The 22,364-nt window shown below is 51.8% G+C and carries 18 protein-coding genes; 7 read left to right on the top strand and 11 right to left on the bottom strand.

Features of this window, described 5'->3' with window-relative positions:
* Window positions 1–91 precede the first annotated feature (91 nt).
* The 4 genes from NNN64_RS10500 to poxB all read right to left on the bottom strand — a co-directional run bounded on the left by NNN64_RS10500 (window position 92) and on the right by poxB (window position 5,519).
* Window positions 92–1,105, bottom strand: coding sequence for an NAD-dependent epimerase/dehydratase family protein (locus NNN64_RS10500; protein WP_137382225.1), 1,014 nt, complete (start codon window positions 1,103–1,105; stop codon window positions 92–94).
* 97 nt (window positions 1,106–1,202) lie between these two features.
* Entirely contained in the window at window positions 1,203–2,633 is a 1,431-nt protein-coding gene (locus NNN64_RS10505; protein WP_271441343.1) for an SDR family oxidoreductase, read from the bottom strand.
* A 10-nt stretch (window positions 2,634–2,643) separates the two neighbouring features.
* Window positions 2,644–3,645 (bottom strand): low-specificity L-threonine aldolase, encoded by a 1,002-nt coding sequence (ltaE, locus tag NNN64_RS10510; RefSeq protein WP_271441344.1) that lies wholly within the window; start codon window positions 3,643–3,645, stop codon window positions 2,644–2,646.
* 155 nt (window positions 3,646–3,800) lie between these two features.
* On the bottom strand, window positions 3,801–5,519 hold the full coding sequence (poxB, locus tag NNN64_RS10515) for a ubiquinone-dependent pyruvate dehydrogenase (RefSeq protein ID WP_271441345.1): 1,719 nt from the start codon (window positions 5,517–5,519) through the stop codon (window positions 3,801–3,803).
* A gap of 153 nt (window positions 5,520–5,672) precedes the next feature.
* Here poxB and NNN64_RS10520 point away from each other — a divergent pair, with 153 nt between their 5' ends.
* On the top strand, window positions 5,673–6,107 hold the full coding sequence (locus NNN64_RS10520; protein WP_040231860.1) for a DoxX family protein: 435 nt from the start codon (window positions 5,673–5,675) through the stop codon (window positions 6,105–6,107).
* 87 nt (window positions 6,108–6,194) lie between these two features.
* Here NNN64_RS10520 and hcr read toward each other — a convergent pair whose 3' ends face one another.
* The 4 genes from hcr to aqpZ all read right to left on the bottom strand — a co-directional run bounded on the left by hcr (window position 6,195) and on the right by aqpZ (window position 10,846).
* Window positions 6,195–7,163, bottom strand: a complete 969-nt coding sequence (gene hcr / locus NNN64_RS10525; RefSeq protein WP_271441346.1) for an NADH oxidoreductase — start codon at window positions 7,161–7,163, stop codon at window positions 6,195–6,197.
* 10 nt (window positions 7,164–7,173) lie between these two features.
* Window positions 7,174–8,826 (bottom strand): hydroxylamine reductase, encoded by a 1,653-nt coding sequence (gene hcp, locus NNN64_RS10530; protein ID WP_137382230.1) that lies wholly within the window; start codon window positions 8,824–8,826, stop codon window positions 7,174–7,176.
* A 155-nt stretch (window positions 8,827–8,981) separates the two neighbouring features.
* Entirely contained in the window at window positions 8,982–9,881 is a 900-nt protein-coding gene (locus tag NNN64_RS10535) for a lysine exporter LysO family protein (protein ID WP_137382231.1), read from the bottom strand.
* A gap of 269 nt (window positions 9,882–10,150) precedes the next feature.
* On the bottom strand, window positions 10,151–10,846 hold the full coding sequence (aqpZ, locus tag NNN64_RS10540) for an aquaporin Z (RefSeq protein WP_048212061.1): 696 nt from the start codon (window positions 10,844–10,846) through the stop codon (window positions 10,151–10,153).
* Window positions 10,847–11,210: 364 nt separating this feature from the next.
* Here aqpZ and NNN64_RS10545 point away from each other — a divergent pair, with 364 nt between their 5' ends.
* Window positions 11,211–12,869 carry an ATP-dependent endonuclease gene (locus NNN64_RS10545; protein WP_271441347.1) on the top strand — a complete coding sequence of 553 codons (1,659 nt, stop codon included), beginning with the start codon at window positions 11,211–11,213 and terminating at the stop codon, window positions 12,867–12,869.
* On the opposite strand, the gene NNN64_RS10550 is transcribed toward NNN64_RS10545, so the two are convergent.
* Window positions 12,866–13,816, bottom strand: a complete 951-nt coding sequence (locus tag NNN64_RS10550; RefSeq protein WP_271441348.1) for a VirK/YbjX family protein — start codon at window positions 13,814–13,816, stop codon at window positions 12,866–12,868. The two genes, NNN64_RS10545 and NNN64_RS10550, sit on opposite strands and share 4 nt — an antisense overlap.
* Before the next feature lie 162 nt (window positions 13,817–13,978).
* On the opposite strand from NNN64_RS10550, the gene macA reads away from it, so the two are divergent.
* Window positions 13,979–15,094, top strand: coding sequence for a macrolide transporter subunit MacA (macA, locus tag NNN64_RS10555; protein WP_271441349.1), 1,116 nt, complete (start codon window positions 13,979–13,981; stop codon window positions 15,092–15,094).
* Window positions 15,091–17,037, top strand: a complete 1,947-nt coding sequence (gene macB / locus NNN64_RS10560) for a macrolide ABC transporter ATP-binding protein/permease MacB (protein WP_271441350.1) — start codon at window positions 15,091–15,093, stop codon at window positions 17,035–17,037. Before macA ends, macB begins: the two co-directional genes overlap by 4 nt.
* Before the next feature lie 84 nt (window positions 17,038–17,121).
* Here the strand turns inward: macB and cspD are convergent, their stop codons facing one another.
* The gene (gene cspD / locus NNN64_RS10565; RefSeq protein ID WP_005128369.1) at window positions 17,122–17,346 is read right to left on the bottom strand and encodes a cold shock-like protein CspD; all 225 of its coding nucleotides are present in this window, start codon (window positions 17,344–17,346) and stop codon (window positions 17,122–17,124) included.
* A 322-nt stretch (window positions 17,347–17,668) separates the two neighbouring features.
* Between cspD and clpS the strand changes: the two genes are divergently transcribed.
* From clpS to NNN64_RS10580, 3 genes are all read left to right on the top strand, one after another.
* On the top strand, window positions 17,669–17,989 hold the full coding sequence (gene clpS / locus NNN64_RS10570) for an ATP-dependent Clp protease adapter ClpS (protein WP_271441351.1): 321 nt from the start codon (window positions 17,669–17,671) through the stop codon (window positions 17,987–17,989).
* A 30-nt stretch (window positions 17,990–18,019) separates the two neighbouring features.
* Window positions 18,020–20,296 (top strand): ATP-dependent Clp protease ATP-binding subunit ClpA, encoded by a 2,277-nt coding sequence (gene clpA, locus NNN64_RS10575; protein ID WP_040231864.1) that lies wholly within the window; start codon window positions 18,020–18,022, stop codon window positions 20,294–20,296.
* Between the two features lie 75 nt (window positions 20,297–20,371).
* The gene (locus tag NNN64_RS10580; protein ID WP_271441352.1) at window positions 20,372–20,701 is read left to right on the top strand and encodes a DHCW motif cupin fold protein; all 330 of its coding nucleotides are present in this window, start codon (window positions 20,372–20,374) and stop codon (window positions 20,699–20,701) included.
* A 189-nt stretch (window positions 20,702–20,890) separates the two neighbouring features.
* Here NNN64_RS10580 and trhP read toward each other — a convergent pair whose 3' ends face one another.
* Complete coding sequence (gene trhP, locus NNN64_RS10585; protein WP_271441353.1) at window positions 20,891–22,252, bottom strand: prephenate-dependent tRNA uridine(34) hydroxylase TrhP; 1,362 nt, start codon at window positions 22,250–22,252, stop codon at window positions 20,891–20,893.
* Between the last annotated feature and the right edge of the window lie 112 nt (window positions 22,253–22,364).

The following is a 22,364-nucleotide window of genomic DNA, read 5'->3' on the forward strand; positions in this document are numbered from 1 at the left end:
TGGCGCTTCGCTTATCAGGCCAACGGATAGTTCGGGCAGGAATGTAGGCCGGATAAGGCGCTTGCGCCGCTATCCGGCAATGGCAACCCGCTTAACGTGGCAGTTTGCCGTGGTCGCGTAACCAGGCCGCGGTACGTTCAATCCCTTCGTCCAGTGTGACTACGGGCTGATAGCCTAACTCTTCCTGAGCGCGCGTTGTATCCAGCGTAAAATCAAAATTAAGCTTCGACACACCGTAATGCGTGAGCTTGGGTTCTTTAGCCGATTTATTACCAAGACGTTCCATGCTGCGGGCGATCATGTCCAGCATCGGATAAGGAACCGAACGAATACGGCAATCAATATTCAGCTCATCAATGAGCTTCTGCACGATGCTGCGCAGGGTGCGATGCTCGCCGTTGGTAATGTTATAGGCACGACCTGACGGCAGTTTATCGCAGGTTGTCTGGCTTGCCAGCCACATCGCATGCACCGCGTTCTCGTAGTAGGTCATATCTACCAGCGCACTTCCGCCGTGCGGCAACAGAATGCTGCCGTAGTGATGCATCATATGCGCCAGACGCGGGATAAACACTTTATCATGAGGGCCGAACAGACTTTGCGGACGCAAGACCGTAAAACGGGTCTGCGGGTTGGCCTGAGCTAACAGTGCAATAACCTCTTCACCAGCGGCTTTGCTGCGGGCGAATTCGTTGGCAAAGCGATGTGGGCGGAAGTCCTCTTTGATATCACGATGGTGGTGATAGTCAAAATACAGTGAGGGAGAGGAGATATGAATAAAGTTACGCACGCCCCAGGCAACGGCCCACTCGCCCAGACGACGGGTAGCACGAACGTTGGCCAGATCGAAGGCTTCCTGCGTGCCCCACGGTGAGGTGAAACTGGAGCAGTGCCATAGTGTGTCGATACCTGCGAGCATCACTTTTGCCTGCGAAGAGACCAGCTCGGTCAGATCCGCATGGACAAATTCTGCCCCCATTTTTTCCAGCAGCTTACCCATCGCTTCGTTGCGACCGGTGGCTCTGACGCTGATGCCTTTTCTGCACAAAAACTCAACCGCGTTTCGGCCCAAGCCGCTGGTGGCTCCGGTAACCAGTACCTTCATATCAATCCACTGTGTTTAAAAAACGTCGTGCGCATTCTTCCGTGAAATACGCTCGTATGCAATGGGAAACATGAAAGAATACAGTCTCTTTTTATCATTAGTCTGTGATTTGTTCTGCAAGTTTGGCAATACGCTTCGCCATCCCTCTGAAAATGAACAAGTGCGCTGGGATCATCAACAACCAATAGAAGAGACCGGGCATCCCGTGCGGGTGCCACCATGCCCGGACATCAATACGTCGGTGATCGCCTTTTTCTTCCAGCGTAAAGCTCAGGCGACCGAGACCAGGGGCCTTCATGCCAAACAGCAGAGTGAGCTGTTTTTCCGGTTCAACGATGATGACTTTCCAGCTATCAACGGTATCACCAACCTGCAATAATGGGTGTTGGGGCCGACCTTTTGCCAGCTTGTGACCTACCACCAGGTCCAACGCCGCACGTGTCTTCCACAACATGTTGCCAAAGAAATAACCTTCTTTACCCCCGAGGCGGTTCACGACCTGCCACAACGCTTTCCGGCTGGCGGAAGTCTCCACGCTAAAACCGGCTTGTTTGGCAAAATACCCATATTCAGGACGCCAGCGTGCAAAAGCCTGAGCGTCATACCCCCAGTCGCTGGAGTTAACCAGTTTTTCTTCTTCTTTCAGCGTACTGCGAACCGCGTCGTCGAAGGCAATCAGCGGTTGTGGGATCAGCGTCCGTAGTTCTGTGTCATCAGCCAACAGATCGTGCTTAAGCCCCTGGATTAGCGCTTTAGCCGTAGTCGGCGGAACCGAAGTGATGACATTTAAAAACCAGACGGAGATCCAGCGGGTCGGAAAGGGGATAGGGACCAACAGCCGATGCTTACCGCTGACTGTCATAAAGTGCTCAAACTGCTCCTGGTAGCTTAATACCTGCGGGCCTGCTGCTTCGAGTACGCGGTGTTTGCTTGCCGGATGGTCCAACAACGCCACCAGGTAATACATCAGGTTTTCCAGCGCGATAGGCGTGGTGCGAGAACGTACCCAGCGTGGCGGGGTTAACACAGGTAGGTTATAGACCATGTCGCGCATGACTTCAAACGCAGCGGAACCGGCGCCAACGATAATGCCTGCACGTAGCTCAGTCACCGGTACACCGGATTCGCGCAGCGTATCTGCGGTAATCTGGCGCGCACGCAGGTGATCGGACTGCTCATGTCTGGGAGCCTGCAATGAGCTCAGGAAGATCAGTTGTTTGACCGGGGTCGTACGCAGCGCATCGCGCACGTTTTCTGCGACCAGGCGCTCATGGGCAATAAAGTCGCCCCCTTCGCCCATGCCATGAACCAGATAGTAAACGGTATCAATACCCGCCAGCAGCGGCGGCAAAGTATCCGGTACATTTAAATCGATCTTATGACAGTTAACGTTGGCCAGTTGCTGCTTTTCCAGCCGTTCAATGCGACGTGCCGCAGCCAGCACCTGATGCCCTTGCTGGCTGAGCGCCTGAACCAGATGCTGACCAATGTAGCCACTGGCGCCAAGAACTAAAATCCGTTGCGGCACGCCTGACTCCTTAGCGGGTTAAAAAAGCGCGCCAGTGGGCGACGACTTCAGCAAGCTGTGCACGTGACACGTCCAGATGCATCACCAGACGTACAATCGGGGAGGCGTTAATCAGCACATCATGTGCCTTCATATATTCGCCCAGTGCTGCAGCATGTTCTTCACCAACACGGATAAACAGCATGTTGGTGTCGTGACGCATGACGTCCGCTCCCGCTTCACGCAACTGTTCTGCCATCCAGGCCGCGTTGTCGTGGTCGTCTTGTAAGCGCGCGACGTTATTTTTCAGCGCATACAGTCCGGCTGCCGCCAGAATCCCGGCCTGGCGCATCCCGCCGCCGGTCATTTTGCGCCAGCGAATCGCGCGTTTGATGTAGTCATGGCTGCCAACCAACAGTGAACCCACCGGCGTTCCCAGACCTTTGGACAGACAAATTGTGAACGAGTCGCAGTATTGGGTAACGTCTTTTAACTCACAGCCGTAGGCGACGATGGCGTTAAAAATACGTGCGCCATCAACGTGCAGGGCAAGGTTTCGCTCACGGGTAAATTCCCAGGCATCCTTCAGGTACTCACGTGGCAACACTTTACCGTTGTGGGTGTTTTCCAGACTGAGCAGGCGTGTGCGGGCAAAATGGATATCATCCGCTTTGATTTTTGCCGCCACTTTATCCAGTGGCAGAGAACCATCTGGCGCAGCATCAATAGGTTGGGGTTGGATACTCCCGAGCACTGCAGCGCCGCCAGCTTCATACAAGTAGTTATGAGCCCCCTGACCGGCGATATATTCCTCGCCGCGCTGGCAATGGCTGAGTAACGCAACCAGATTAGCCTGAGTGCCGGTAGGCAGGAAAATAGCCGCTTCTTTACCAGAAAGTTCAGCGGCGTATTGCTGAAGGGCGTTAACGGTAGGGTCATCTCCGTAAACGTCGTCCCCGACCGGGGCTGCCATCATCTCTTCCAGCATGGCGCGACTGGGTCGGGTGACGGTATCACTGCGTAAATCAATCATGGTATCTCCTTATTACACTTCATCCTTCAAGCTGCCTCGGCGTTGGCCGCACCCTTAAACCCCAGTCACATAGTATACCTATGCTCCTGGGGATTTTCGGGCTAGCCGTCTTGATGCATCATGAATGATATTGTGTGTGATTTGATAAGGATGTTTTACCTGAGCCAGTTCGTTTTCGCCAGTTCGATCACTTCATCACCGCGTCCACTGATGATCGCGCGCAGCATATACAGGCTAAATCCCTTCGCTTGTTCGAGTTTTATTTGTGGTGGAATGGCGAGCTCTTCTTTCGCCACAACGACATCGACCAGCACTGGACCATCGATTGACATGGCGCGTTGCAGGGCCTCATCGACCTCAGAGGATTTCTCTACGCGGATGCCGGTAATACCACAGGCTTCGGCAATGCGTGCGAAGTTGGTATCGTGTAGTTCCGTCCCGTCTGTCAGATAACCGCCTGCCTTCATCTCCATCGCCACAAAACCCAGTACGCTGTTGTTGAACACGATTATCTTCACCGGGAGCTTCATTTGTACAACCGAGAGAAAATCGCCCATTAACATGCTGAAGCCACCATCGCCGCACATCGCGACGACCTGACGACCTGGTTCAGTCGCCTGCGCACCCAGCGCTTGTGGCATGGCGTTTGCCATTGAACCGTGGTTAAACGATCCTAGCAGGCGGCGTTTACCGTTCATTTTCAGATAGCGTGCGGCCCACACTGTTGGTGTGCCTACATCACAGGTAAAGATTGCGTCGTCCGCGGCGAAATGGCTGATTTGTTGTGCCAGATATTGTGGATGAATGGCTTTATCGCTGGGCTTGGCTAAATCATCCAGCCCTTTGCGTGCATCGCGATAGTGCTCCAGCGCTTTGTCCAAAAACTGCCGATCGTTTTTTTCTTCTAGCTGTGGAAGCAGGGCGAGAAGTGTGGATTTAATATCGCCCACCAGCGCCATATCCACTTTGCTGTGTGCGCCAATGCTCGCCGGGTTGATATCAATCTGGATAATTTTGGCATCGGTAGGGTAGAACGGACGATAAGGGAACTGAGTGCCGAGTAAGATCAGCGTGTCGGCATTCATCATGGTATGGAACCCGGAAGAAAAGCCGATTAATCCGGTCATGCCGACGTCGTAAGGGTTGTCGTATTCAACGTACTCTTTACCACGCAGGGCGTGAACAATCGGGGCTTTGATTTTAGCGGCAAATTCGACCAACTCTTTATGTGCCCCGGCACAACCGCTGCCGCACATCAGGGCAATATTGCGGGAATAACGCAGCAGTTGCGCCAGCTTTTTAATTTCTTCTTCTGCTGGCGTAACTATCGGCAGCGGTGCGTGATACCAGTGCGTACTGGCGCTTTCCGGCGCGGGTTTCAGCGCGACGTCGCCAGGTAAGACGACTACCGAGACACCGCGGTTTAATACGGCTTTTCGCATCGCAATCGCCAGTACCTGGGGGATCTGCTCAGGACTGGAAACCAGCTCGCAATAATGGCTACATTCGCGGAACAACTCCTGCGGGTGGGTCTCCTGAAAATAACCACTGCCTATCTCACTGGAAGGAATATGTGCAGCAATTGCCAGCACCGGGACATGGTTGCGGTGGCAATCAAACAGGCCGTTAATCAGGTGCAGGTTTCCCGGTCCGCATGAACCGGCACAGACAGCTAGCTCACCGGTCAGTTGGGCTTCTGCGCCTGCGGCAAAAGCGGCAACCTCTTCATGGCGGGTTGGCATCCAGTCAATCGTTCCCATACGATTCAGACTATCACTGAGGCCATTCAGTGAGTCGCCCGTCACACCCCAAATACGTTTAACGCCAGCTTGTTCAAGGGTTTTAGCAATAAAAGCGGCAACCGTTTGTTTCATGGTTTTCCATCTCCTTTAATGTGATATCGGTTACAAGTTTAGATGAAGATAATAGTTATGCTTCTCATTACCCCCTTATTTTCGGCAGCTTACATTTCACGAAGATAAAGCGTAGCTTGGCAGAAGACATGGTAAAACAAGGAATGAATTCAAATGGTTACAAAACTATTAAATGCAGTTAACCGGACGCTGACGCACGAAGATTTTGGCAAGTTTTTGTTACGCCTCGCTGTTGGGGGGCTGATGCTTTTCCATGGGCTGCATAAACTGTTTGCAGGTATTGATGGCATCAGTGGCATGCTGATAGCCAAAGGGTTTCCCGGCTTTATTGCTTACGGTGTCTTGCTGGGAGAGGTTGTTGCGCCTTGCCTGATTATTCTTGGGATCCTGACACGCCCGGCGGCATTAGGGCTGGCGTTTACAATGATTGTGGCGTGGCTGATGGTCGGGATGGGAGAAACCTGGTCTCTGGACAAAACCGGCGCCTGGGCGATTGAGAGTCTGGTGTACTTTTTTGTTGGCGCGATGGCGGTGGCGTTTCTGGGCGCAGGTAAATATGCCCTGGGCGGTAATTCAGCCTGGCGGTGATAAATGACCGGATGACGGTATTAGTACTTTGTCCGGCCTACAACGGTTCTTGTAGGCCGGATAAGTATGCCATCCGGCAATGACTATTTACGCAAGTACCAGATCGCCCTGCGGATGACAGGAACAAGCCAGAACGTAACCTTCCGCAATTTCTGTATCGGTCAGCGTCATGGTGCTGCTGACCGTGTAGTTACCATCAACCACTTTGGTTTTGCAGCAACCGCACACGCCTGCGCGACAGGCGGCAACGACCGGAACCTTATTGCTTTCCAGCGCTTCCAGTAGCGTCGTGCCAACCGGCGCATAGAACTCTTGTGCGGGTTGCAGCTTGGTGAACTTCAGGCCGCTGGTTGCCGCTTCGGCTACCGGAGTGAAGAACTGCTCTTTAAAGAAGCGTGTTACGCCAAGTGCTTTCACTTCTTTTTCGACCAGATCCATATACGGGGCCGGGCCACAGGTCATCACGGTACGTGAGGTCAGATCCGGGACGCTCTTCAGCAGTTCGGTGGTCAGTCGGCCGGAAACAAAACCTTGAGTGGCATTGTTTTCAGCGACTAATGTCACCGGATACTCACGCCATTCATCGGCAAAGATGACATCTTCTGGCGAGCGAACGTTGAAAATCACCTGCACGTCGGCTTGTGGACGGTACTTCGCCAACCAGCGACGCATCGACATGATTGGCGTTACGCCACAGCCGGCAGCCAGCATCAGGAACTTGTCTTCCGCTTTATCTTCACAGGTAAATTCACCCATGGCATCGGACAGCCAGATGTAGTCGCCGCGCTTCACGTCGCGGGTTAACCACTGAGAACCTGCACCGTCGTCAATGCGGCGGATGGTCAGCGTGATGTACTCGCTAACACCCGGCGTTGAAGAGATAGTGTAAGCACGCAGCGTATCCGCTGAGTTACGTACGCTGACCAGTGCATACTGCCCGGCACGATAGGGATAATAGTCGTGGCATAGCAACGAAATTGTCCACACATCCGGCGTTTCCTGATGGATGTGATGAACCTGCATCCGCCACGGGCACTGATGGGTTGGCATTGTCATTCTTTACTCCTTACGCGCTCAGCAGCTGCTTCATGTCTTCTTCAACGGTGGTCACGGAACGCAGACCAAATTTCTCGTTGAGTACAGCCAGCAGATCGGGTGTGAAGAAGCCAGGTGCAGTTGGGCCAGTCACAATGTTTTTCACACCCAGTGACAGCAGGGTCAGCAGGATGACAATCGCTTTCTGTTCGAACCAGGAGAGCACCAGAGACAGTGGCAGATCGTTCACGCCACAACCCAGTTTCTCAGCCAGAGTGACGGCCAGGATAATGGCAGAGTAGGCATCGTTACACTGACCGGCATCGACCAGACGCGGCAGACCTTCGATATCGCCGAATTCCAGTTTGTTGAAACGGTATTTACCACAGGCCAGAGTCAGGATTAGGCAGTCGTCTGGTACGCTGGTGGCGAAATCGGTGAAGTAGTTACGTTCACCGCGTGCGCCGTCACAACCGCCAACCAGGAAGATGTGACGTAGTTTTTCGCGGCTCACCAGGTCAATCAGGGTATCAGCTGCACCCAGCAGCGTCTGACGACCGAAACCGACGGTTATCAGATGAGGAATCTCGCTGTACGGGAAGCCAGCCATCTGCTGCGCCTGAGCAATAACCGGACCGAAATCATCACCTTCGAGGTGGCTCACACCTGGCCAACCAACGATGCTACGGGTCCAGATGCGGTCATCATATGCGCCAACGGTTGGGTCGATGATGCAGTTAGAGGTCATGACGATTGGGCCAGGGAAACGAGCAAATTCAACCTGCTGGTTCTGCCAGCCGCTGCCGTAGTTACCGATCAGGTGTTTGAACTTACGCAGTTCCGGGTAGCCATGTGCTGGCAGCATTTCACCGTGGGTATAAACGTTAACGCCGGTGCCTTCAGTCTGCTCAAGCAGGTTGTACAAATCTTTCAGGTCGTGACCGGAGATCAGAATGCACTTCCCTTCGGTTGCTTTCACGTTGACCTGGGTTGGGGTTGGGTGACCGTATTTTGTGGTTTCACCGGCATCCAGAATGCTCATCACTTTAAAGTTCATCTGGCCGATTTCCATTGAACACTCCAGCAGAGCGTTCATATCGGAAGGCCAGGTACCCAGCCACGCCATGATTTTGTGGTATTGCGCGTAGATATCGTTGTCGTACTGACCGAGAACGTGTGCGTGCTCCATGTAAGCTGCCGCACCTTTCAGACCGTACAGACACAGCAGACGCAGACCGAGGATATTCTCGCCGATGGTCGCTTTGTCTTTATTCGGGGTGAATTCAGCGGCCTGACGTTGCAGGTCGCCCAGATCGTCGCTGACCAGTTGCAGGTCGGCCATCGGGTTTTCAACAGTTGCGTTAGCATCAATGTTCAGGCATTGCGCTTTCAGTGCATCGCGCATGGCGATAGCTTCACGAGCATAGCCAACAATACGCGGGGAGTCGAAGTTAACGTTGGTCAGCGTGGAGAAGAATGCACGCGGCGCGAAGTTATCAACTTCATGGTCGATGATGCCGTATTCACGCGCTTTAACAGCCCATGCAGACAGACCTTGTAGGGAAGCAATCAGCAGATCCTGCAGATCGGAGGTTTCAGCTGTTTTACCGCACATACCCTGCGCGTAAGAGCAGCCGTTTCCTGCCGGAGTACGGATGGTTTGTTCACATTGCACACAAAACATGGTCACACCTTTTAAAGTTATATTTGATATACATGTTTAAGGTTATGCCTGCGCGCGAAGGGATTAAAGGGATTTCTGCTACAACTTGCAGGGAGATTGATTTAGCGCAATTTTGGCGGTAGCTGACTACCGCCAGAGAGGTATTTGTCTGTGTATCAGGCGGAGAAAAAGGCCATTAACAGTGGTACTAACAGGCTAAGAATAAAGCCGTGCACAATGGCTGCGGGCACCATCTCCAGACCGCCACTGCGTTGCAAGACGGGCAGCGTGAAATCCATAGATGTCGCCCCGCAAAGACCCAATGCGGTTGAACGGCTGCGGACCACCAGTCCAGGGATCAGCATAATGGCAATCAACTCACGTGCCAGGTCGTTAAAGAAGGCGGCGCTACCAATTACTGGACCGAATGATTCAGTCAACAAAATGCCTGACAGGGAATACCAGCCAAAACCCGATGCCATCGCCAGTGCTGTTTTCAACGGCAGGCCGAGGATCAGCGCATTAATGACGCCGCCCAGCAGAGAACTGGCCACGACGACGACGGCAACAATCATGCCCCGACGGTTCAGTACGATCTGCTTTAATGTCATACCACTGTTTCGGAGTTGGATCCCAACCAGGAATAATAAAAAGATCAGCGTATATTCGCTGGCTTCGGTTGCGTGCTGCAGTATCGACAATCCGGTAAGACCCAACAGAAAACCCAGCACCACGACGCCGCAAAGCTGTAGCGACTCAAGCGCCATCGCGATTCGGGAGGGGAGCTTCTCTTGCTGGTGGCTGTGTCGCCAGGGGAGTGAGCGCTCCAGCCACAGCAGCGCTGCGATATTACACAGCAGAATGACCGTCACACTGACGGCAGAATAATAAAGAATGGATAACAGATTACTGGCGAGATTATCCAGAAACGCCAGACTGATCCCCATAAAAAAGAGAATAAGGTAGACGATCCAACTCAACAGCCGATTGATAAGTTTTAATGCGGCTCTGTGTCGAAGCGGAATGAGGTAACCCACAATAAGGGGTACCAGAATGATTAACAGCCCTGAGAACATGAAACCCCGATCCTTGCTGAGAAGTAAGACGAAATGCACAACTATAACCTAAATAATTCAAGTTGCAGGAAGGCGGCAAGGGAGTGAATCCCCGGGAGCGTACATAAGTACGTGACTGGGGGGAGCGAGCGCAGTCAACACATCTGCAACTTGAAGTATGACGGATATACACACTACTGAAAGCAAAGAGGGGAGTAAAGTTGCAAATAAAAGGAAATATCGCGAGGAAAAAAAAGGCCTGACAGTTCATCAGGCCTTGTTGTTAGCGATTAATCGCGTTTTTCCAGCAGGGTACGGTAAATAAGACCGCCGACGATCCCGCCGATAATCGGCATAACCCAGAATAACCAAAGCTGTTGTAATGCCCAACCACCCTGGAAGATAGCAACCGCAGTACTACGTGCCGGGTTTACGGATGTATTGGTGACCGGGATACTGATCAGGTGAATCAACGTTAATGCAAGACCGATGGCAATTGGCGCAAAACCTGCCGGAGCATGTTTATCGGTCGCACCGTGGATCACTAATAAGAAACCTGCGGTCAGAACGATTTCAATTACGATGGCAGAAAGCATGGAATATCCGCCAGGTGAATGCTCACCGTAACCGTTTGAGGCGAAGCCACTGGCTGCTGCATCAAAACCGGCTTTGCCGCTGGCAATAAGATAAAGTACCGCTGCTGCGACAATGCCACCCACAACCTGAGCAATAACATAACCAATAACGTCTTTCGCCGGGAAGCGACCACCAGCCCATAAACCGAATGTCACTGCAGGGTTAAAATGGCCACCTGAAATATGACCCACAGCGAATGCCATGGTTAATACTGTCAGACCAAACGCCAGGGCGACACCGGCAAACCCAATACCTAACTCCGGGAAAGCCGCGGCCAGAACGGCACTACCACACCCGCCAAAAACAAGCCAAAACGTGCCGAAGAACTCGGCTGCTAATTTCCTGAACATAACCACCTCAATTAAAAGTTCCGGGTTAGTTTTTCTATCCCGGTATTTCATCGCTAAAAGGGACGATGATTAAAGCGCGCTTATTCTAGAAAAAAATCTCATCCCTTCGCCACTTAAATTAATAAAAAAATTTGATTTAAGGCAATGTGATGCGAATCCTTTTTGGAGTTCAGGTGAATAAAGCATAGTTCAGTTATCAGAAATCTGATGATTGACGTCTGAAATTATATTCAAAAGTAATTTTTAAAGAGAATATTCTTAACTCTTTCGATTTATCTGCGGATGAGATCGGGTGTTCTGAGCGCCCGCTTACCGTTATACTCCTGATAACTTGAAGGAAAAAGTGAGCATTTCCGGAGGCTATATGATTCTCGAACGCGTTGAGATTGTTGGGTTTCGTGGTATTAATCGGCTGTCGTTGATGCTGGAGCAAAACAACGTGCTGATTGGGGAGAACGCGTGGGGTAAGTCCAGCCTGCTGGATGCGTTAACCTTGCTGTTGTCGCCAGAGTCGGATTTGTACCACTTTGACCGCGAAGATTTCTGGTTCCCGCCGGGTGACATCCAGGGCCGGGAACATCATCTGCATATTGTCCTGACGTTTCGTGAATCTCAACCGGGTCGCCATCGTGTGCGCCGATATCGCCCGTTAGAAGCGTGCTGGTCGCCGTGCTCCGATAACTATCACCGTATTTTCTATCGTCTGGAAGGCGAGTGTGCTGATGACGGCAGCGTCCTGACATTACGCAGTTTTCTTGATGGCGAAGGCCACCCGTTACCCATCGACAATATTAACGAACAGGCGCGTCATCTGGTGCGTTTGATGCCAGTACTGCGTTTACGTGATGCGCGTTTTATGCGGCGGATCCGTAATGGAACGGTGCCGGATTCCGCGGATGTTGAGGTGACTGCGCGTCAACTGGATTTTATGGCGCGTGAGTTGGCCACCCGACCGCAGAATCTGACGGATGGGCAGATTCGCCAGGGGCTGTCAGCGATGGTTCAACTGCTGGAGCACTACTTTTCGGAACAAGGTTCGGGTCAGTCGCGCTATCGTCTGATGCGCCGACGCTCCAACAACGAGCAACGCAGCTGGCGTTATCTGGATATTATCAACCGTATGATTGATAAACCTGGGGGGCGCACGCACCGTGTGATTCTGCTGGGGCTGTTTTCCACGCTATTACAGGCCAAAGGGTCACTAAGACTGGATAAAGACGCTCGTCCGTTGCTACTGGTAGAAGATCCTGAAACGCGGTTACACCCCATTATGTTGTCTGTTGCCTGGCAATTGTTGAACCTGCTTCCCCTTCAGCGAGTGACGACGACCAACTCTGGTGAATTGTTGTCGCTCACGCCCGTAGAACATGTTGTCCGACTGGTACGAGAATCTTCCCGCGTCGCCGCCTGGCGACTGGGACCGGGAGGACTCAATGCGGAAGACGGGCGGCGCATTGCCTTCCATATCCGTTTTAATCGGGCGTCTTCACTGTTTGCCCGTTGCTGGCTGTTGGTGGAGGGAGAAACAGAAACATGGGTCATCAACGAGCTGGCTCGTCAGTGTGGGCATCACTTTGATGCCGAAGGGATTAAAGTCATTGAATTTGCCCAGTCTGGGCTTAAACCCCTGGTGAAGTTTGCCCGCCGGATGGGAATTGAGTGGCATGTGCTGGTCGATGGCGATGAGGCGGGGAAAAAGTATGCGGCCACGGTACGCAGTCTGTTGAACGATGACAAAGAGGAAGAGCGCGAGCATTTGACCATGTTACCTGCGTTGGACATGGAACACTTTATGTACCGCCAGGGGTTCTCGGATGTTTTTCATCGGGTGGCGCAAATACCGGAAAATGTGCCGATGAATATGCGGAAAATTATAGCGAAGGCGATCCATCGCTCGTCAAAACCGGATTTGGCGATTGAAGTGGCAATGGAAGCGGGGCGACGCGGTGTTGAAGCGGTGCCAACGTTGCTGCGGAAAATGTTTTCCCGCGTGCTGTGGTTAGCACGCGGGCGAGCGGATTAGCGGCGGAACATGACTGATAACTGCGAGTGGATACTGTCGAGTAACTGATAGCGGCGGCGATATTCCGCGCGCTTCTTACTGGCAATATCTGCTTCGCTTTTACGCGCTAGCGTACGCGGAATATGATAGTAGCCATTGCTGTCACATTCGCCGCCCACTGACTCCCAAAATGAATTGTAGTCAGAATGAATAACCTTGTTTTTATCATGGTAGCGCTGGCTGCGAAAAATATGCTGGTCATTGCTGACGGCCAGTACTTGTTCAATATTCAATTGTTCTGCAAAACGACAAATAGCTTCCATTACAATACGTTTAGGGAACAAACCATGGCATGATTTTGTCGCTTTTTGAATTTCTTCGTGCGGCATTAATCGGTTACCCCCCTGCAAGCCACCAATAAAAAGCGCGCTGCGCCCTTCATAGTTGCACAGGGTGAAGGTCATTTCTGCTAATGTCTCGCCCTCACTATTACGGACAAGAATTGTACTTTCACCTTCTTTATCCAGGGCAATAAATGATGACATTATAATGGTGTATATTGCGCTGTCTTTGCCTTCAATTTGTGCCAGTTGTAGCCCATCTGCACTTAAATAATCATTAAATTCTGTCGATGAAAAAGCGTTGCGGATAACATTGTAATGAAAACGCACAGCATCGAGTTTTGCTTTACGGTCAAGGTTGACTGCGAGATATGCGCGATGCAGGCGAACCGGTATACGGGGTTGGATCGCGAGAATTTTCTCGAGATCCGGCCATTGCGCCAGCTCAGCCATCCATTCACGTGTTAATCGTGGCATCAGCAATGAGCGCCATACAAACTTACGGCGAAAGCTTCGTTGATGCCAAAATTTACCTGGCCGCCATTGTCCGGTTGTCAGACGACAAAAAAGACTAAAACTTGTGGCGGGTCTGGAAGAATGAAAAGTGCTTTCTGTTAGCTGGCTCATAATAACAATCCAATAGATACTCTGATACTAATTTCAGCACAGCGGACCTTAACGGTTCATCAATAACTCTGTTATTCTTTGCACTTTTCAACGCCTGTTAATTTATCGTTGATGTTTATCACTCCACTCTGGTGGGCGTATTGGGGGACACTGGGACATTTTATGAAGCTCAAGGGAAAAATTAAAAAACGTTATTTTCTCCTCGCCATCATCATTATTGTGGCGATGATTTCACTTTGGCGAACGCTTAATGCGCCACTACCTCAGTATCAAACGTTAATTGTACGTCCAGGCGATCTCCAGCAAAGTGTGCTGGCCACCGGGAAACTGGATGCGTTACGCAAAGTTGATGTTGGTGCACAGGTGAGTGGGCAGTTAAAAACGCTGTCAGTAGCCATTGGCGATAAAGTTAAAAAAGATCAGTTGCTCGGCGTTATCGATCCTGAGCAGGCACAAAACCAAATCAAAGAAGTTGAAGCGACACTCATGGAGCTGCGGGCTCAGCGTTTGCAGGCTGAAGCTGAGTGGAAACTGGCGCGCGTAACGCTTTCTCGTCAGCAACAACTGGCGAAAACGCAGGCGGTTTCGCAGCAGGATCTCGACACAGCAGCGACCGAATTGGCGGTCAAGCAGGCACAGATTGGCACTATTGATGCGCAAATTAAGCGTAATCAGGCTTCCCTTGATACGGCAAAAACGAACCTCGACTACACGCGAATCGTCGCGCCAATGGCGGGTGAAGTGACGCAAATCACCACCCTCCAGGGACAAACCGTGATTGCCGCCCAACAGGCACCCAACATTTTGACGTTGGCAGATATGAGCACCATGCTGGTAAAAGCGCAGGTCTCCGAGGCCGATGTTATTCACCTGCAGCCGGGCCAAAAAGCCTGGTTCACTGTGCTGGGCGATCCGCAGACACGGTACGAAGGCGTGCTCAAAGATGTCCTTCCGACGCCTGAGAAGGTGAATGACGCCATTTTCTACTATGCGCGCTTCGAAGTGCCTAACCCGAAAGGGATCCTGCGCCTTGATATGACCGCACAAGTGCACATCCAGCTCACCGACGTTAAAAATGTGCTGACGATCCCGTTGTCGGCGTTGGGCGATCCTATTGGCAACAACCGCTATAACGTCAGGCTGCTGCGCAATGGTGAAACTCGCGAACGCGAAGTGGTCATCGGTGCCCGTAATGATACCGACGTAGAAATTGTGAAAGGGTTGGAAGAGGGGGATGAAGTGATCACCGGTGAGGGTAAAGCGGGAGTAGCACAATGACGGCGTTGCTTGAGTTGAGCAATATCCGCCGCAGTTACCCGTCAGGCGAGGGACAGGTCGAGGTTTTAAAGGACGTTTCCTTGCGTATTCAGGCCGGGGAAATGGTGGCGATTGTCGGGGCGTCTGGCTCGGGTAAATCGACGCTGATGAACATTCTGGGATGTCTGGACAAGCCAACCAGTGGAACCTATCGGGTTGCGGGGCGGGATGTTTCTACACTGGATAGCGATGCGTTAGCACAACTGCGGCGTGAGCATTTTGGCTTTATCTTCCAGCGTTATCATTTGCTGTCACATTTAACGGCGGCACAAAATGTTGAAGTCCCGGCGGTGTATGCCGGGACTGAACGCAAGCAGCGTCTGGCTCGTGCTCAGGAATTACTTCAGCGTCTGGGATTGGGTGACCGGGTTGATTATCAGCCTTCCCAGCTTTCCGGAGGCCAGCAGCAACGTGTCAGTATTGCACGTGCGTTGATGAACGGTGGTCAGGTTATTCTGGCCGATGAACCCACTGGCGCGTTGGACAGCCGCTCCGGCGAAGAGGTGATGGCTATTCTGCATCAGCTACGCGATCGCGGGCATACGGTCATTATCGTCACGCACGACAGCCAGGTTGCCGCCCAGACAGAACGCGTCATTGAAATTCGTGATGGCGAGATTGTGCGTAATCCACCATCACAAAAGCCCGCTACCGGACGTGATATTGCTGAACCAACGGTGACGACGGCTTCTGGCTGGAGCCAGTTTGTCAGCGGTTTTCGTGAAGCATTGACCATGGCCTGGCTGGCCATGGCCGCCAACAAGATGCGTACACTGCTCACCATGCTGGGTATTATCATCGGCATCGCGTCGGTGGTATCGATTGTGGTGGTGGGCGATGCGGCAAAACAACTGGTGCTGGCAGACATCCGAGCGATTGGTACGAATACTATCGATATCTATCCAGGCAAGGATTTCGGTGATGACGATCCACAATATCAGCAGGCGCTGAAGTATGACGATTTAGTGGCGATTCAGAAGCAACCCTGGGTCAGTTCCGTTACGCCTGCGGTATCAAAGAACCTACGCCTGCGCTATGGCAATATTGATGTCGCCGCCAGCGCGAATGGCGTTAGCGGTGATTACTTCAACGTCTATGGCATGACGTTCAGTGAAGGCGCCACCTTTAATGCAGAGCAACTGGCGGGGCGGGCACAGGTGGTGGTGCTCGACAGCAATACCCGACGTCAGTTGTTCCCCAGCAAAGCGAAAGTGGTGGGTGAAGTTATTCTGGTGGGAAATATGCCAGCCACCGTCATTGGCGTTGCGGAAGAAAAACAATCGATGTTTGGCAGCAGTAAGATCCTGCGCGTCTGGCTGCCCTACAGCACTATGTCAGGACGGATCATGGGGCAATCGTGGTTAAACTCTATTACCGTGCGGGTAAAAGAGGGGTTTGATAGCGCCCAGGCCGAGCAGCAACTTACCCGTCTGTTATCGCTGCGTCATGGCAAAAAAGATTTCTTCACCTGGAACATGGATGGCATCTTGAAAACCGCCGAAAAAACCACACGTACATTACAGCTCTTTCTGACGCTGGTAGCGGTGATTTCGCTGGTGGTAGGCGGGATCGGCGTGATGAACATTATGCTGGTTTCGGTGACAGAGCGTACGCGTGAAATCGGCATTAGGATGGCAGTGGGGGCGCGGGCCAGTGATGTGCTACAGCAGTTCTTAATTGAGGCTGTGCTGGTGTGCCTGGTGGGAGGCGCGCTCGGTATCAGTTTGTCGATGTTAATTGCCTTTACGCTACAACTGTTCCTGCCCGGGTGGGAAATTGGTTTCTCTCCTGTCGCGCTGTTAACGGCTTTCTTGTGTTCAACCGCCACCGGAATTTTGTTTGGCTGGCTTCCGGCCCGTAATGCAGCGCGTCTGGATCCCGTGGATGCTTTGGCGCGAGAATAACGCGTTGTATTGCATAAGAAATAAAAATGCCAGCCTCAGGGGCTGGCATTTTGTCTGCGGGATGTACACAATGAGACAGAAGAGCTATGCGACAGCTTCTGCTTCAATGACGGGCACGATAAGACTGGCATGATTGCCTTTTGGCCCCTGGTGGACATCAAACTGGACAGACTGTCCGGCTTTTAGCGTTCTGTAACCATCCATCTGAATGGTGGAGTAATGGGCGAAGATATCTTCACCACCGCCTTCGGGGCAGATGAAACCAAACCCTTTGGCATTATTGAACCACTTAACAGTACCCGTTTCCATACTTCGACATCCTTCGTAAATCTTATATAAGTAAGATGGAATGAACCGGTGGCGGAGTGGGGGCTGTTCAAAACCTCGCCAACTCTCGAAACTACAATTTAGAGAAATCAGGCGAGGCGTCAAGCGCCAGGCAGGTGGAATAGGGTAAAAATGCATCAAAATTTGAAGCAGTTAACGCTATTGTCGGATATGTGACAGATGTCGCGGATGACACTGATAGATGATAGTTATCTAATACTTGAGGTAGATTGATTGTGCGCATAGGCTCTTGTCAGCGGCAAGTTATTCTGCCGGTAACCGTAACTGAAGATGACGACTGACAATGAGTAAGACGAACGACTGGCTGGATTTCGAACAGCTGGCGGAAGACAAATTGCGCGACGCGCTAAAACCGCCATCTATGTATAAAGTGATATTAGTCAATGATGATTACACTCCGATGGAGTTTGTTATTGACGTGTTACAAAAATTCTTTTCTTATGATGTAGAACGTGCAACGCAACTGATGCTTGCCGTTCACTATCAAGGTAAAGCCATCTGCGGCGTATTTACCGCCGAGGTTGCTGAAACCAAAGTGGCGATGGTGAACAAATATGCGAGGGAAAACGAGCATCCGTTGCTGTGTACGCTGGAAAAAGCCTGAATGCAGCCATAAATATTGGGGGAGGTGCCTATGCTCAATCAAGAACTGGAACTCAGTTTAAACATGGCTTTCGCCAGAGCGCGCGAGCACCGACATGAGTTTATGACCGTCGAGCACTTGTTACTGGCGTTGCTCAGTAACCCATCGGCCCGCGAAGCGCTGGAAGCGTGTTCTGTGGATCTGGTGGCGCTCCGTCAGGAACTCGAAGCCTTCATTGAACAAACCACACCCGTATTGCCTGCCAGCGAAGAAGAGCGCGACACGCAGCCGACGCTGAGTTTTCAGCGTGTTTTGCAACGTGCTGTCTTTCATGTTCAGTCCTCCGGGCGCAATGAAGTGACTGGCGCTAATGTGCTGGTTGCTATCTTCAGCGAGCAGGAATCACAGGCGGCCTATCTGCTGCGTAAGCATGAAGTCAGTCGCCTGGACGTGGTGAATTTCATTTCTCATGGCACGCGTAAAGACGAACCGAGTCAGTCTTCTGACTCCGGGAATCAGCCAAATAACGAAGAGCAAGCTGGCGGGGAGGACCGTATGGAGAACTTCACGACTAACCTTAACCAGCTGGCTCGCGTGGGCGGGATTGATCCGCTTATTGGCCGCGAAAAAGAGCTGGAGCGCGCCATTCAGGTACTGTGTCGTCGCCGTAAAAATAACCCACTGCTGGTGGGGGAATCCGGCGTGGGGAAAACGGCGATTGCCGAAGGTCTCGCCTGGCGTATTGTCCAGGGGGATGTGCCGGAAGTGATGGCTGATTGTACGCTGTACTCTCTGGATATCGGTTCATTGCTGGCGGGTACCAAATACCGCGGTGATTTTGAGAAACGCTTTAAGGCGCTGCTGAAGCAACTGGAGCAGGATACTAACAGCATCCTGTTTATCGATGAGATCCACACTATTATCGGTGCGGGTGCGGCATCGGGCGGCCAGGTGGATGCCGCTAACCTGATCAAGCCGCTGCTCTCCAGCGGGAAAATTCGTGTGATAGGTTCAACCACCTATCAGGAGTTCAGCAATATCTTTGAGAAAGACCGTGCGTTAGCGCGTCGCTTCCAGAAGATCGATATCACTGAGCCGTCAGTGGAAGAGACCGTGCAGATCATCAACGGTCTGAAACCGAAGTACGAAGCTCACCATGACGTTCGCTACACCGCCAAAGCGGTACGTGCAGCGGTCGAACTGGCGGTGAAATACATTAACGATCGTCATCTGCCGGATAAAGCGATTGACGTGATTGATGAAGCGGGCGCACGTGCGCGCCTGATGCCGGTCAGCAAGCGCAAGAAAACCGTCAACGTGGCAGATATCGAGTCCGTCGTGGCCCGCATTGCACGGATCCCAGAGAAGAGCGTTTCGCAGAGCGATCGTGATACGCTGAAAAATCTGGGCAACCGCCTGAAAATGCTGGTATTTGGGCAGGATAAAGCCATTGAAGCACTGACCGAAGCGATCAAAATGAGCCGTGCCGGTCTGGGTCATGAGCATAAACCTGTCGGTTCGTTCCTGTTCGCTGGACCGACTGGCGTTGGTAAGACCGAAGTCACGGTGCAGTTGTCTAAAGCGCTGGGCATCGAACTGCTGCGTTTTGATATGTCCGAATATATGGAACGTCATACTGTCAGCCGCTTGATTGGTGCGCCTCCAGGGTATGTCGGTTTCGACCAGGGCGGTTTACTGACCGATGCGGTGATTAAACATCCGCATGCTGTACTGCTGCTGGATGAAATTGAAAAAGCGCACCCGGATGTCTTTAACCTGCTGCTGCAGGTTATGGATAACGGTACGCTGACTGACAATAACGGGCGCAAAGCAGATTTCCGCAACGTAGTGCTGGTGATGACGACCAACGCCGGGGTACGTGAAACTGAGCGTAAATCGATTGGGCTTATTCATCAGGACAACAGTACTGATGCGATGGGCGAAATCAAAAAAGTGTTTACGCCGGAATTCCGTAACCGCCTCGACAACATTATCTGGTTCGATCATCTCTCTACTGAGGTGATTCATCAGGTGGTGGATAAATTTATTGTCGAGCTGCAGGTTCAGCTGGATCAAAAAGGTGTCTCTCTGGAAGTGAGTCAGGAAGCACGTAACTGGCTGGCGGAAAAAGGTTATGACCGCGCAATGGGCGCACGTCCGATGACGCGAGTGGTTCAGGACAACCTGAAAAAACCATTGGCCAACGAATTGTTGTTTGGTTCGCTGGTGGATGGCGGTCAGGTTACCGTCGCGCTGGATAAAGAAAAAAATGAGCTGACCTATGGTTTCCAGAGTGCGCAAAAGCACAAGCCAGAAGCTGCACATTAATTTCTAATTACATGATAAACCGGGCGTAATGCCCGGTTTTTTTTGCCCGTAATTTACTTTCAGTGGAGTCTAAAAATGAAAATGGAGAACATCCCCTTCCATGTGACTGACTGGTCGCAGGTTATTTCTGAGCGTCATCCTGGAGAAGCCGGGTATGCCATGTGGAAAGTCGCTTTTGCTGGTGATGTTCGGGTGCGAATTGTCGAGTATTCACCAGGATATCTGGCCGATCACTGGTGTGCGAAAGGGCATGTTCTGTTTTGTCTGGAGGGGGAGTTACGTACAGAATTGGAAGATGGTCGCACGTTCGATCTTAAACCGGGGATGAGTTATCAGGTGGCCGATCACGCAGAAGCACATCGCTCATCAACGGTGACAGGTGCGAAGTTATTTATTGTGGATTGAGGGTGAGATTCTACGGGCAAAAAATAAGCCTGCGTAAGGGAGATTACGCAGGCTAAGGAGGTGGTTCCTGGTACAGCTAGCATTTATGGGTTATGTTTTTCAGCGGGTGGGATAATACCCTTAATGAACGAAACGGTATGTGATCGATTTCTAAGAATCTTCCGAACGCTGAAAAATAACCGTAATTAACTACTTAGCATGTGGATTGCGCGTGGACTCACCGGCAAAATTACGCATCAGTAATGCATAATTGAGATCGATATCCTGCGGTACGGGCATCCATACGGTATAACCATCACCAGGCGCAACTGGCATAGCTTCGCCTTTGGCGTTTTCCATCTGCTCAAGGGTGAAATTGACGTTACCCTGCGGCGTCATCAGCTCCAGACTGTCACCGACGGTGAATTTGTTTTTCACCAGCACAGCAGCCAGATCGCCTTTGCGTTCGCCAGTGAATTCACCGACAAACTGCTGACGTTCGGAAACAGAAAAACCGTATTCGTAGTTCTGATAGTCGTCATGCGTATGGCGGCGCAGGAATCCTTCGGTATAACCACGGTGCGCCAGGCCTTCCAGTGTTTCCAGCAGTTGCGGATCGAACGGTTTACCGGCTGCAGCATCGTCAATGGCTTTACGATAGACCTGTGCGGTACGGGCGCAGTAATAGTAAGACTTGGTGCGGCCTTCGATTTTCAGCGAATGCACGCCCATCTGGGTCAGGCGCTCAACGTGAGCAATTGCGCGTAGATCTTTTGAGTTCATGATGTAAGTGCCGTGTTCGTCTTCGAACGCGGTCATGTATTCACCCGGACGCTGGGCTTCTTCAATCATAAACACTTTGTCCGTAGGCGCGCCGATCCCAAGCGTCGGTTCCACGTTTTGTACCGGGATGGGTTCGTATTTGTGCACGATATTACCCACCACATCTTCTTTGCCTTCCTGCACGTTGTATTCCCAGCGGCAGGCATTGGTACAGGTACCCTGGTTAGGGTCGCGCTTGTTGATGTAGCCGGAGAGCAGGCAGCGGCCGGAGTAGGCCATGCACAGCGCACCGTGAACGAAGATTTCAATCTCCATATCCGGAACCTGGGTGCGGATCTCTTCAATTTCTTCCAGCGACAGTTCGCGGGACAGGATAACGCGGGTCAGGCCCATTTGTTTCCAGAACTTCACCGTTGCCCAGTTTACCGCGTTAGCCTGTACTGACAGATGAATATCCATATCAGGGAAGTGCTCACGTACCAGCATGATCAGGCCTGGATCGGACATGATCAGTGCATCCGGCCCCATTTCCACAACGGGTTTCAGGTCACGAATGAAGGTTTTCAGCTTGGCGTTATGCGGGGCAATGTTAACCACCACATAGAATTTTTTACCCAGTTCATGGGCCTCATTAATGCCGAGCTGCAGGTTTTCGTGATTGAATTCGTTGTTGCGCACACGCAGAGAGTAACGCGGTTGACCCGCATACACAGCATCTGCGCCATAGGCGAAAGCGTAACGCATATTTTTCAGCGTTCCCGCCGGGGAAAGGAGTTCCGGTTTAAACATAATTTTCTCGTTCTGATGACAGGTCAGACTCGCTTCACTGAATGAAGCGGTTGGGGGAGTGCCCCCATATTAAGGGCGGGCATTGTATCGCTGCGTGACGGGCAGGTAAAGT

The organism is Citrobacter sp. Igbk 14 (genome assembly GCF_028069825.1).
Lineage (GTDB): Bacteria > Pseudomonadota > Gammaproteobacteria > Enterobacterales > Enterobacteriaceae > Citrobacter.